Annotated in this window: 9 protein-coding genes; all 9 read right to left on the bottom strand. The window is 34.8% G+C overall.

Annotated features, from left to right (window positions below; translation table 11 throughout):
- Positions 1 to 21 precede the first annotated feature (21 nt).
- Positions 22 to 1,632, bottom strand: coding sequence for a type VI secretion system protein TssA (gene tssA, locus ACYIAM_RS12040; RefSeq protein ID WP_483748440.1), 1,611 nt, complete (start codon positions 1,630 to 1,632; stop codon positions 22 to 24).
- 33 nt (positions 1,633 to 1,665) lie between these two features.
- Positions 1,666 to 5,004: an ImcF-related family protein gene (locus ACYIAM_RS12035; protein WP_483748439.1), complete on the bottom strand. Its 3,339-nt coding sequence runs from the start codon at positions 5,002 to 5,004 to the stop codon at positions 1,666 to 1,668.
- Positions 5,005 to 5,007: 3 nt separating this feature from the next.
- On the bottom strand, positions 5,008 to 6,138 hold the full coding sequence (locus ACYIAM_RS12030; protein ID WP_483748438.1) for a hypothetical protein: 1,131 nt from the start codon (positions 6,136 to 6,138) through the stop codon (positions 5,008 to 5,010).
- 4 nt (positions 6,139 to 6,142) lie between these two features.
- Positions 6,143 to 6,409 (bottom strand): PAAR domain-containing protein, encoded by a 267-nt coding sequence (locus tag ACYIAM_RS12025; protein WP_483748437.1) that lies wholly within the window; start codon positions 6,407 to 6,409, stop codon positions 6,143 to 6,145.
- A 1,221-nt stretch (positions 6,410 to 7,630) separates the two neighbouring features.
- The gene (locus tag ACYIAM_RS12020; protein WP_483748436.1) at positions 7,631 to 9,274 is read right to left on the bottom strand and encodes a M23 family metallopeptidase; all 1,644 of its coding nucleotides are present in this window, start codon (positions 9,272 to 9,274) and stop codon (positions 7,631 to 7,633) included.
- A gap of 21 nt (positions 9,275 to 9,295) precedes the next feature.
- Positions 9,296 to 10,315: a hypothetical protein gene (locus ACYIAM_RS12015; RefSeq protein ID WP_483748435.1), complete on the bottom strand. Its 1,020-nt coding sequence runs from the start codon at positions 10,313 to 10,315 to the stop codon at positions 9,296 to 9,298.
- Between the two features lie 55 nt (positions 10,316 to 10,370).
- Positions 10,371 to 11,420: a M23 family metallopeptidase gene (locus tag ACYIAM_RS12010; RefSeq protein ID WP_483748434.1), complete on the bottom strand. Its 1,050-nt coding sequence runs from the start codon at positions 11,418 to 11,420 to the stop codon at positions 10,371 to 10,373.
- 90 nt (positions 11,421 to 11,510) lie between these two features.
- A complete protein-coding gene (locus ACYIAM_RS12005; protein WP_483748433.1) occupies positions 11,511 to 12,512 on the bottom strand; it encodes a hypothetical protein in 1,002 nt (333 codons plus the stop codon).
- A gap of 12 nt (positions 12,513 to 12,524) precedes the next feature.
- Positions 12,525 to 13,549: M23 family metallopeptidase (locus ACYIAM_RS12000; protein WP_483748432.1), on the bottom strand; the 1,025-nt coding region annotated here is incomplete at its 5' end.

Genomic DNA, 13,549 nt, shown 5'->3' with positions numbered 1-13,549 from the left:
TATTTTTTATCGTTGATAAAATTACATCACACTTAATGCCCTTGCTGGATCTAGTTGGATTAGCTCTTGTTGTAATAACTCAACTAACTCTAACAAATGTGGCTTGATTATTTCTTTAGATTTTGTTTTTTGCTTGATTAATCGCAATAAACATCGCTTAACCTCAAACAACAATTCTTGCTCCCACTGTAATAATGTCAAGGATTTTTGTTGATTATTTAAACCAATAAATAGCTTTAATGCAATATCTTGCTTACCAAGCTGATCTGCAACTCTTGCCTGTGTATATTGCAATAAAAAGCGTTGTTTAGGGGAACGTAACAATGGCAAGTTTTGTAGCCAATAAAACGCTTTTTCTAAACTTTCGGCATGAGCTAGCTCTAAAGCTTGTTTTTCAATTTCATTCCAATCATCATCAGCAGATACTGCAATGGGTTGCATACTGTCACCTTCATCTAAATGATGAATACGCGCATTATTTGCAATCCAATCTAATGTTTCATCATCAGCAAATGGCATACCATTTTCAAAAAATAGGTGTTCAACACCATTTAACCGCTCTAACATTAAACCAATATCAGTTAAATAAATATCCGCCCATGATTGATAAGGCTGTCCCATTTTTTGTAACGACATTACCGTTGCCCGTTGCAAATCTAACCAAAAATGATTAGCGCTTTCCATAAAAGCAGCTTCGACACGTTCAAAAAGCTCTGACCATTGTTGTTGAAGAATTAAACGGCTAATATGCTGTTTAAGCTCTGTTCTTGGGGCCGGTAGTCGTGTTTTTCCCCGATGATCAGCAGGAGGTAAATCAATAATCGTATCCCATCTCAGCACCCTTAAAAAGCGACCAGCGGCAAGATAACCATCAGGCTTTTCACGCAAAAAAGTCGCCATTTTACGGGCCAGATCGAGCAAATCACGTTGAGAACCAATCTTCATTCCAGTTATATTTTTAGGTGAATCTAATTGCGAAGAAGGTTCTGGAGCTACCGAAGTGGCTTGCGCAACATTAGCCGTTTTAGTAGGTTGACTTATGCCATTATTAAAAAAGTGAACTAACGCTGACAAATCGGGGGAATCAATGGGTTGATTAGGATCATCACTAACAAAAATTTTTTGGCAACAATGATCAATTTGATTTAACGCAACAATAATACGCGTCAAACAAAGTTCAGGTATAGGGCGTAATTGAGTAAGTTGATCAACAAATTTTGCATTAGCAAGCCATTCTACCGCATTTTTACGAATATTATGCCGTGAAGGATAAATTGATGAACCAAATTTATCCAGTAACCCAGCTAACAGCTCAACACCATCAGCAAAGCCATCCGCACCATCGATATATAAGCGTGCCAAACAATAATAAGTTGCAACACGAATATCTTTACTATTTTGTTTTAATATTGTTTCACTTTCAGTAATAATCAGTGGGTAATCAACCCCTGACAATTTTGCGATCTCTTCTTTAATTTCTTGGAATGTGTCGTGATAGGTTAAATCCTCGCCTGTAGGCTTGTCTGGTGCAATGGGTTGCAACCAGTCATTCCAACGTTGGTTTAACTCCCTTGTCACAGATTGACTAGGGGTTTGTTGCCCTAAAAAACGGCTTAATAATTGGCTAAACATAATAATAATCCAATATTTTATTTTAATTAATTGTTATTCAAATACCGTTTTCGGTAAAGTAAAATTACGTAACTTCAATAATGTTAACGGACCACCCCCTAACTGAGTACGTAAAATAAATCTTAACTTACGTTGATCTGGTGCTTTCCAAACAATTTCATAACGGCTTGAATCCAACGGTTTGACAGAAGCTGATCCAAGTAAACGGATCCACGCCCAATCACCACTATAGTATTGATAAAGCCGTAATCCTGACGTATCACTACTCCAGCTTAGCTGTGAATAAGGTGAATATCCATCACCTGGCCAATTAAAGCGTTTCCAAGTAGGAGACTGGTTAAAATACTCCAGCTTTTGCTTATTAACCACCAATTCTGTCCGCGTAATTTTGCTACCACTACGGGGCATGATATCAAATGATAAAGCGACATCCCCTGTTGTGAGCAGCTCTGCCGATAATTCATTAAATAATTCTAACGCATCAAGAAACTTAGGTGAAAAATTAAGACCTTGAGCATTGACAGAGTTGATAACCCAACTTCCACCTTTCTTTTCCAACACTCCACTTAGCTCACTGGTGATAAAACTATCAATAATTCCTGTATCGGCACGTAAAAAACGGGCTAGTTCAGCCAATGATGCTTCGTTGTCACTATTCTTAAAAGGATAGCGACCAGCAAAAGATTTTTCCCATTGACTAACAATATAATTTTGCCAAACCTCATTAAAACTATTGGCCGCTGGCGCTAACACCACTTGCCATGATTGTTCTAACGGTCGTTTAAATAAGCTATAACCAAATCCAGACCACTCTTCACCTAAATTAGCGGCAATTAAGTTTCCATAATCTCGCGTTTCGGTTAAATCAATTGAAGTACCTTTAAAAACACTTTTCGCTAATCCTTGCATCATCGCTTGGGGATCGGCACTATTGGCTATATTTTGTAATTTTAAACGAACTTGAGTAATGCGTAACAAATAGGTCTGCAAAGAAAGTCCATTCGTATTGTTATTATTAAGCAAACTGGTAACAGGTAAAAATGTTGCTGTTAATGGTCCAGAAGCCTCGTTATTTATCGGCAATCCTGTCTTTGATTTATTTCCAATTAACTCTTGGGCAGAACGAATTAAATTATCGGATAAACCATCACCTGAATAAGCAACTTCAGACTGATACTTAACCACGTTGAGTAAAGCAATTAAAGGAGACTGACGAGTATCAGCAAGTAAAGTAAGTTGCTCAATAACATCTGAAACATTATTAGATGAATGCCACTGAATTGTATTTAAAAAGTTTAACCATGCAGCACCATATTCACTAAAATAACGGTCGGTTAGTTGTTTTTTTAACGTATCAGGAGAAATTGAAGCCGTTAAATCATTTTCTCCATCACTCAATACCCAATCAATTTGTTCTTTTCGATATTTTGCCACCTCAGCAATTTCATCTTTAATAGTATTATCCCAAGCTTTGCGGGTATAAACGCCAGGAATCTCGGTATCCGTTGAAAACAGCATTTGACTGTCTAACCCTTCAAGTAACTGATTCAAATTTTGATTTGCATAATGCTGGCTCGCTCGTTGAATCATCTCTTGATAAAGTGTATTAACAGCATTTTGTACACCAATTTTATTAATTAAAATTTGTCTAACGTCTTTAACTAAACGAGTATCATTACTTTGCGCCCAACCAGGATGTAAATTAAGCATCTGTCCCCAAAAACGAACCAAATCAGGCATAAGTCGTTGCCAATCACCATCACTCACACCTTCTGGCGCTCGCCATTTAGTTGTAGCAAACTGACTCAAATAAAGCCCATCACTCTTATCTGGGTATCCCATCATTAAATAAGCTTTTAATACATCATATGCAGAATCGACTAATTTTTCCCGACGAGGATCACCTGGTGGTAATTCAGTTAATAAGTTCAAATAATCGGTCATTATATTATGAAATGGCGTAGCAATATTACGTGAATTTGTTGCACGATAGGTAAGCCACATTCTTTTAAGTACCTCATCATTATGATTTAAGCCAAACCGATTAAATAAAGGCGCACCATGTTGTTGACGATAAAGTAACTGCTCTAAATGCTGTTGTAACTGATGTTGTATTTGTAACCGTGAAGTATAATCTTGTTTAATGGAATCATCAGCTTGCTTAACAAGTTCAAAACTATCATCAATAAGCGATGCATTTCGAAAATACGAAGTACACAGCGCTATACACATTACGCCCATAAGTGAAAGTAGTGCATAACAAGACCAAATATCCCATTGGATCCCCATGCGTCGCCCCATTTGTGAATTAGCATCATCTCGAATTGATTGCCATGTCGGAGTCATGGCTAAAGAATGCTCAAAAATGGGCATATTTTCATTATTTGACTTTGATTGAGGAGGAGCAAAAAAGAGTCCTCGAACATGAGGAGAATAAGGAAAAGCAATTAGAGATGTTAAATAACGTCTAATATTCGTGATATCGCGCTTAACTAAATCCTGACTTAATTTGAGCAAAAACGAATAACAAGTATTATCTTTAAGTTGCCTTACGCCTCGTTGACTACACTCTTTTGCTAATTGATTAAGAGACACAACAACCGATTCCATGTCATCTTGTTTTAACTCAGTGAAAAGCACGCCAACACTCTGCTCTACCCGCCCTGTTTGTGACCATTCACACAGCTGCCCTGCAACTAAATAAAGCGGTGCAGACCATTTTAAAACTTTATTACGAGCTTGTAGCTTTAATACGGCCTTTTCAAGCAATAATTGTTGTTGGCGGTTATCATCAAGATAATGCTTAGGCGCAACCCAAATAACTGCATCAAGCGGTTTGCTAAAAAATGGTAAAATACGCGAAAAGTATTTTTTTAAGGTTTCTAACCATTGTGTATTTGGCTCATCTTGAATATCGCCACCGTACACCATGAGCGTATTATCAGACAATTGCCATTGATCTTGTGACAAATTAGGTAACAAATGCTCAATGTCAGAGTGATGCCCCAGAACTAAACATTTACAAACTTTATAACGCCAAAAAAAGCCATAACGATATCGACACTGTTTTTGAATATCCAGAAACTCAGCAAATAGAATGACTTTTTGTTTTTTTTGCTTTTTATTTTCTGTTGGGTTAAGTTCCTCACGCTTAGCTTTTTCTTGATTCCATAATTTGTATCCCATTGTGAAGACAGCGGGTAAAAATAACAAACCTAATAGCAGTAACATTACTTGCACCCAAATGGTGATTTTTTCCTTCATTGTGTCATAACCAAACTTATCACCAAAAAAAATAAGTGCTAAGGTTAATAATATAGCGCCTAAAAATATAAGCAAAATATAACCAATGTTTTTCCATTTATTTTTCATTTATTATTCCCCATTTACTGCTGTTACGACTGAAAGCAACCATTGATTTTGGTTTATTGCAGCAATTAAATTATTTTGTTTTGTTTGAATTACCGTTTCGCACGTCAATGCTAGTGAAAGCCAGAAAGAAAATTCTGTTTGATTACCAACAATACTTTCTAATTGATACATCTGTTCAGGCGAAATTTCCCATTCAGCCAACTGTTTAGTAACATCTACTTGTTTTTTGTTATCAAGATTTGAAAACCAAAGTTGTTTTATCTGATGAATGGCTGGTTGGGTTTCGGCCATCTGCTGAACGCCTAAAGGCATATCCGAGGTTATCATTGGCCTTAAAATTTCACTTTTTGCTATGTCAATTGCTAAATCTTGATAGTATGCCTTATCCATCAATAAAAAAGCACACAAGAAAGCCGTTCCTGAAGAGTTAGTGTTATTAATAATAATTAAGTGTATGGCTGATTGAGGACTATCAATCCATTCCCTTAATTTATCAATATCACTATGATTCATAACATGGTGGGATACAGTATAAGGTTGTGCGATTTTTACACTACCACAGACATCATTAAACTTATTTTCAATAAGACCATATGATTCAGGTGACGAGTAAACAATAACGTTGATCGGCTCTTTAATAGGAAGTTGAGATAACACATCTCGCATTGACAAAAATAAACTTTCAATAGATTCAATCAAATCAAATTTTTCTTCAAATGCTAATGATTTATTAATTTTAGAAGTCGCATCTGGATTATTTGTCAAAAGGTCTTTTAGTTTGAGTTCATTTGGTAAAACATAGAAACTATCAAGAACAACTAGTGATTGCATTGCCCAATTTTGCCAATTTTGCTCAATATTCTTTTGTTCATGTAGCCATAGTTCATATTCTTCTTGTGCCAGCCCATAAAGATAAAGCCGAATACTAAGTGCAATACTCTCTATTACGGTCGAAATCAATATAATGCTTAACCAAAATTGCCATTGAAAAAAATAGTTTTTATCACTCCACATTAAAGCAAGCACAATACTTGAAATTAAAATTAATACGATAAAAAAGAATAGCCACCATCCACGATGTAATGCTTTAGGCGCTTTTAAGGTATCAATGATGATAGGTTTAGGCCAAGACATAATATTATTCCATTATTGCAGAGTTAATTGTAGAAAGAACTTTACAGCCACATTCACATAAACACTGATCAATGACCACAAGCTTACCATCAAAAAAGCCCATTTTAGCCCCTTCAATAATTTTATTTATGCCATGACCTTTTTTAGGACAACTGACAAGATCACCAATCAAAGCGACAGGTTTTCCTTCAATTATTGTCGTTGAGGATGCAGATATGACCGAACCGCCATGTGTTGTTGGATCGCCTAATCGAACCACATTTTTACCCATTGTTTTATTCCTTCATTTTTTATGTTTATGATTTATTGACTAATGTCTAAAGTTTTTATATTTGAATCGATTTTAATTTTCTATAAAACAATACATTCCTACTTGTCATAAACTTATTGCCTCAAATTGATAGAGCCAACTTGGTTGATTGATTTCCTCTATGTTTGCAACTTAGTTTACATTTTCATTTTATATTTACGCGATATCTTATCAGGAATTAAAAATTACTCTAATTACCATTTTTATTAATCAATATATAAAGATATTTTGTAGAAAGAAAATCTTTCACTATCAAATGTTATCTGCTTTAAAACTAACTTTAAATAACAGCTACCTTTATCATTTACATCACTTTCTTTTTATTGTTAACCTCTATTCCCTTTTTTGCTAAGTACGTCTGCTTATAGTAAAAAGATACCATACTTCCCCTGTGATTTAGGTCGTCTAATATCTAGATCGACGACATCATTATATTGGGCGGAATATTTCTTGTGCACGAAGAAATTGAGCAAAATATTTCTTGTTTATTATAGATAAATTAATATTATAGGCATCTTACCAACCTAAAAGTATAAAAATTTACCCCCGTAAGTGTAACACGTGTTGCTTAATTTTTTTATATAATATAATATAAAAAAATCCAGAGCACAAAAAGTATCCTATCCAAATATCAGCAAAAATAATATTACCCAGCGTAAATTCACCAGATAAAAACAGAAGAATTACTATAAAAATGCATACAATAAAAGCTGATCTTCAAATTTTTTGAATATTGATTTCAATACGTTAATCTCTTGTTCTAGTAATGCAAATAAACTCATCTATTTTGTGTAAATTTACTTTGTCTTCGTTAAGGGTGTAGCCTGTGAGATTTTGATAGGCTTCAGTCCCATGATAAAAAGTGACATCATCAAAATTTTCAATATATATTTTATCTAATATGTTTTTAAAAGAAGAATTTGCGTAAGTAATTATAAAATTAAACTTATCATTACGTTCTCTTTCGCTTATAAAACTTAAATGTTTAATTTGCTGCTCTTTACCAGCAATATAAAAAGCATATTCATCATCAAAATAAAATTCGACGTTATCTTGCCCAAGATTGCCAATATAAATGCGAAAAATGGCATGGCTGATAGTGAGGGGTTAAGAATAGGGTCAGCAATATACACTTTATATACTTCATATTGATATTCCTTATTTTTTATTTGGCGTTGTTATTTAAGTTTCGTTCTTTTTTCTTCGCTTTTTTACTTTTCTCTGTTCATCTTCGTCTATTGGCTGTAAATTAACAAATAACGCAGGATTAATTTTAAAGCCTAATCTATTGGTTTGCGTATCATATGCGGTAGAGCGGTTACCTGTTATCTTCATTGCAATTTCAAAATGTAGGTGAGGATTAAGGCATTCTTTTGCATTACCGGTATCGCCAGTATAGCCAATTAAATCGCCAGATTTAACTTTATCACCCACTTCTAAGTCAGCACGTTTATCACTTAAATGACAATAGCGCAAATAAAAATGGTCAGCATTAATATTAAAATCCTTGGCTTGTTCAATTTCACCTTTATCACGAAACTCTAGGTCTGTCTCGTTTCGTGATTTTCTTAAATCATCGCCTTTAACTTTAATAACAAGTACATTGCCATATCCGTTATTCCCCTCATTTTTATATTGCACTATTTCACCATCTAAACAGGCATAACAAGGTGTATTTATATCGGCAAAGATATCTAAACCAGCATGAGCCCAAGGTATTGTATTTTTAGGGTTATTTTTATCTAAACGAGTTCGAACGATACCAAAAGCACCATTTTGAGCCCTATCCGCACCACTAAAATTGTAATACGTCCTTTGTGGATTTTCTAAAGGCTCATGCCAAAGTTTTGTTGTTTCAATATTAAAATAATCCATCATCGCTACCGGATGAATAAACCACGCCTTGCCATCTGCGGATAGATTGGACAGTTTAGGGGTATTTGCTTCTGTGTTTGCTGTCGGGGTTTGGGCTTGTGCCTGTGCCACTTGTTTCCACCACAGTGACGGTTTAATGCGTTGCGCTTTTTCTATTTTCCAATTTGTTTCGATATATTTAAACGCCTCGTCCACCACGCTTAAGGCAAAATCACGGAGGTCAGGCCGGGTGATACCGAGCAGGTCTAAGCCCGCTTCAATAAGCTCTTTTTTCTGTTGTCTTTCTTCTTCAAATAGCTCATCAATTTCGTTCCATTTGCTTAATGCTTCATCGGCATACCATTCACTTTCATATTTCACCAGTAAATGCCCTATCAGCTCCGCCGTCCAGCTTCGGCGTAATCCTTCCTTTAAATCCCTATCCGTAAAAGTCGGCGGCGGTAGGTCTTTTTTTCGTTGGATTGAATAAATCAGTGTGCCCGTTAAGATTTGGTGTAATGCCCGCATCGCTGGGGTGTAATCGGCTAAATCTAATTTCGCTACTTTATTCTTGCCTATCTTGTTAGATAATTCGCCAACCGTGGCCTTTTCTTCTATCGTTTCAAACCCAGGCCAGTGCCATGGACTACGCCGTTTGATATGCGCTTGTGCATTGTCTTTTATATTCACCCAACCATGTATCGGTAGCGTTTGCTCATCCAGTGCCGTCACTTGTACCCAGGTTGTGTTTTCATCATCTATCGCTATCAAGCCGTCATTTTCTAATGAAATTAGGGATACGGTACGAGGGTAACATACCGTATTACGTTTCTTTTCCTGTGGGGAAAGGTTGTCATCTAATGATAACGGAAAAGCATGCCAATAACTTACGCTTGAAGTGAGTTGCCCCTCTTCGCCATTAAGGTGTAAGACTTTACTGGCGGCTATCCAGTACGGCTTGTTTTCAAGCATAAAGCGATTAGCTCAGTACCATTAATAACTATCATAATCATTATTATCAATATAATTTCGACAATCTTTTATTTCTTTAGGTCTGCACGCCCTTTGTTTTTTATATTCAAATTGGTTATTTTCTTCGTTCAGATATTCCCCCGATTTATACAGGCATTCGGTTTTGACCCGTTTATAGCGATTATTGCCTATGTATTGAAAATTATCGGTTAGCGATATATGATCATTTTCTTTTTTACCTGGGCAGGTTTTATAGCTAGTGGCAGTTTTTGCTTCGCGATCAAAACGAAAATCATTACCATCGAGATTTAATTTGACAAATTGTTGTTGTGTTTTGTCGTAAACATAATATTCTGCGGTGGTATTGGGCCCATGATATCTGTCTTTAACGAGACGAAAATCATTATTATCACCATCAAAATTATAATCAGTGTTTTCGTGATTCACGATATTAACATAGCCAAGAAAATCACACCCGTCGATGCCGTTAATGGTTTGAATAAGCTTACCATCATGTTTGCGATATATTTTGATACCGACTATGTTGCCAGTCGATTTTTTGAGTTTAGAAACCATCACTTTAAAATAAAAATCTTTGGAACTATGATTCTGTAAAAATTCAATATTGTTAAATTCTACTTCTCGCCATGTTCGTTCATCAATGGTATTATATTCAAATATTTTGTGTAAATTTACTTTGTCTCCGTTAAGAGTGTAGCCTGTGAGATATTGATAACCTCCTATATCATTACGAAACGTGCTGTCATCAAAATTTTCAATATATATTTTATCTAATATGTTTTTAAAAGAAGAATTTGCGTAAGTAATTATAAAATTAAACTTATCATTACGTTCTCTTTCGCTTATAAAACTTAAATGTTTAATTTGCTGCTCTTTACCAGCAATATAAAAAGCATATTCATCATCAAAATAAAATTCGGCGTTATCTTGCCCAATATTGCCAGTATAAATGCGAAAAATGGCATGGCTGATAGTGGGGGTTAAGAATAGGGTCAGCAATATACACTTTATATACTTCATATTGATATTCCTTATTTTTTGGATGTTGTTACTTTGTTTACATTGTACTTTCTTATTATTTTTTGTTATCTCTTCGCTCTTTTACTTTTGTCTGTTCATCTTTATCTATTGGCTGTAAATTAACAAATAACGCAGGATTAATTTTAAAGCCTAATCTATTGGTTTGCGTATCATATTCTGTAGAGCGGTTACCCGTTGGATTCATTGCAATTTCGAAATGCAGGTGAGGATTAACGACATTTTCAGCATTACCCGTATCGCCTATGTAGCCAATTAAGTCACCTGATTTAACTTTATCCCCGACTTTTAAGTCAGCGCGTTTATTACTTAAATGACAATAACGTAAGTAAAAATAGTCAGCATTAATATTAAAATCTGCTGCTTGCTCAATTTCACCTTTTTGAGGAAATTCAAGGGTAGTGTCATTTCGTGATTTTCTTAAATCCTCACCGTTAACTTTAAGGACTAACACATTGCCATATCCAATACCTTTGCCTTTACTATTTTTAACTTCAGGAATATAGCTCACTATTTCACCGTCTAAACATGCATAACAAGGGGTATTTATATCAGCAAAGATATCTAAGCCTGCATGAGCTTTCTTTGTTCCATCAATATTTGTACGAACCATGCCAAAGGCACCATTTTGAGGTCTTTCACTACCACCTGAATTATATTTCGTCCTTTGTGGATTTTCTAAAGGCTCATGCCAAAGTTTTGCCGTTTCAATATTAAAATAATCCATCATCGCTACCGGATGAATAAACCATGCCTTGCCATCAGTTGATAGATTGGACAGTTTAGGGGTATTTGCTTCTGTGTTTGCTGTCGGGTTTTGCGCTTGTGCCTGTGCTACTTGTTTCCACCACAGTGATGGTTTAATGCGTTGCGCTTTTTCTAGTTGCCAGTTTGATTTGACATGTTTATGCGCTTCGTCCACCACGTCTAAGGCAAAATCACGTAGGTAAGGCTCGGTGATGCCAAGCTCATCTAATCCCGCTTCAATAAGTGCTTTTTGTTGTTGTTTTTCTTCTTCAAACAGCTCATCAATTTCGTTCCATTTGCTTAACGCTTCATCGGCATACCATTCACTTTCATATTTCACCAGTAAATGCCCTATCAACTCCGCTGTCCAATCTTTTCATAACATGGTTTTGAATTGTTCTTTTACAAAAAACATTTTTCGTTTATTTAATTATGGCTCATCACCTGGCTCTACCACAGCTTTTTCACAATCTTGTCTTTCTTTTTTAGTACATTTTCTTTGAAAAAATTTTTCATTATCATAAGCAATGCAATATTGATCTAAATAATTATATTTTTTAGTATTTAGATTAAAATAATACATTTTATTTATGGTAATACTTGTTGGATCTATAAATTCATTACCGCAAGTTTTAGTACTAGTTGCGATTTTTTTTTCTGAATCAAAACGAATGGTATATCCTTCTAGATTAGCATTAATAAATTTATTTTGCGACTTATCATAAATGTAATATGTTTGTAGAACATTAGCGGCATGTGTTTCGACATCGGCAAGTAAAAAATCATTTTCATTGCCATCAAAATCAAAATCACCTATTTGAATCGCATTAAAAGTAAAAAAACCATAACTTTTTATATTATTAATTTTCTGTACTAGTTCGCCGTTCTTTTTGCTGTATACTTTAATTCCTGTGATCGTAATTCCTCTTTTCCTCTCTTTAGATATTAAAACTTTAAAATAGAATTCTTTGGTTGAATTCATTTGTAAAAATTCAATATTTTGAAATTTGGTGTCATTAAATATTCTCTCAGCATCTTTTTCTTTTATTTTATCTTTGTCATCCCATGGCCATGCTAAATTATATTCAAAAATTTTTTTCAACTTAAAATCACCAAATTCATTTAAAGATCCTATTAAAAAATCGTTCTTGGATTCTGTTTGATTTTCGCTAAAATCAAAGTTTTTAATAATCAACGAATCTTTATTATCTTTAAAATAATAGTCATCATCTATTTTTTGAGGTAATCCTAAGTATGTAATTTCGTGTGTTTGATGATCAACGTAAATAATGTGAAAATCATCATCGGAAATAGCATACATATAAATTTCTACTTTTCTATCACCTATATTTCCAGTATATACACGATAGATAGATTGTGCTAACTGCGGTAGCAATAGAATTATTATTAATAAATATTTTATTCCATTCATATATTTCTACCTTTATTTTTGAATATAATATTTCCTACCATTTATTACCGCTTCTTTTTGATCTTCTATATCTATAGGATTTAAATTGACAAAAAAAGCAGGATTTATCTTATAGCCTAATTTTCTTTTTTGAGGATCTTTTTCGTTTTCCACAAGAGATCTATTATTATCAATGTTCATTGCTATTTCTAAATGTAAATGTGTATTAGGAAGTCCTTTCGCATTTCCTGTGTCGGATGTATAACCGATATGATCACCAGCTTTAACTTTGGTACCTTTTTGTATTCCAGATACTTTTAGATCTTCATGTAAATGGCAATACCGAATATAAAAATAATCACTGTTTATATCAAAATCGCTCGCTTGTACAAACTCATCTTTCCCTTTTCCTGAAAACTCCAGCGTATAATTATTTTTAGATGCTCGCAAATCACTACCTTTCACTTTTAAAACAATTACATTACCATAACTACCTTCACCACAAGCTTTTACAATTTCGCCATCTAAACAAGCAAAGCATGGTGTACCGATACGTGCAAATATGTCTAAGCCTGCGTGAGCCCAAGGTATAGGTTTTCCTGTATTCTTATCCTTATTAGTACGGACTAAACCGAAAGCACCGTTAGATGGTTTAATATTTCTACTTGAATTATAATAAGTCCTTTGTGGATTTTCTAAAGGCTCATGCCAAAGTTTTGCCGTTTCAATATTAAAATAATCCATCATCGCTACCGGATGAATAAACCATGCTTTGCCGTCTGCGGATAGATTGGTCAGTTTAGGGGTATTTGCTTCTGTGTTTGCTGTCGGGGTTTGGGCTTGCGCTTGTGCCACTTGTTTCCACCACAGTGATGGTTTAATGCGTTGCGCTTTTTCTAGTTGCCAGTTTGATTTGACATGTTTATGCGCTTCGTCCACCACGTCTAAGGCAAAATCACGTAGGTAAGGTTCGGTGATGCCAAGCTCATCTAATCCCGCTTCGATAAGCGCTTTTTGTTGTTGTTTTTCTTCTTCAAATAGCTCATCAACTTCGTTCC

Source organism: Gilliamella sp. X-60 (genome assembly GCF_057063585.1).
The sequence above is the reverse complement of the archived record's forward strand: the minus strand, read 5'-3'. Positions and strand labels throughout refer to the sequence as shown.

What these genes read in the sequence shown, in the direction of transcription:
- tssA (WP_483748440.1), bottom strand. Translation starts at nt 1,632, where the DNA reads ATGTTTAGCCAATTATTAAGCCGTTTTTTAGGGCAACAAACCCCTAGT.
- ACYIAM_RS12035 (WP_483748439.1), bottom strand. Translation starts at nt 5,004, where the DNA reads ATGAAAAATAAATGGAAAAACATTGGTTATATTTTGCTTATATTTTTA.
- ACYIAM_RS12030 (WP_483748438.1), bottom strand. Translation starts at nt 6,138, where the DNA reads ATGTCTTGGCCTAAACCTATCATCATTGATACCTTAAAAGCGCCTAAA.
- ACYIAM_RS12025 (WP_483748437.1), bottom strand. Translation starts at nt 6,409, where the DNA reads ATGGGTAAAAATGTGGTTCGATTAGGCGATCCAACAACACATGGCGGT.
- ACYIAM_RS12020 (WP_483748436.1), bottom strand. Translation starts at nt 9,274, where the DNA reads ATGCTTGAAAACAAGCCGTACTGGATAGCCGCCAGTAAAGTCTTACAC.
- ACYIAM_RS12015 (WP_483748435.1), bottom strand. Translation starts at nt 10,315, where the DNA reads ATGAAGTATATAAAGTGTATATTGCTGACCCTATTCTTAACCCCCACT.
- ACYIAM_RS12005 (WP_483748433.1), bottom strand. Translation starts at nt 12,512, where the DNA reads ATGAATGGAATAAAATATTTATTAATAATAATTCTATTGCTACCGCAG.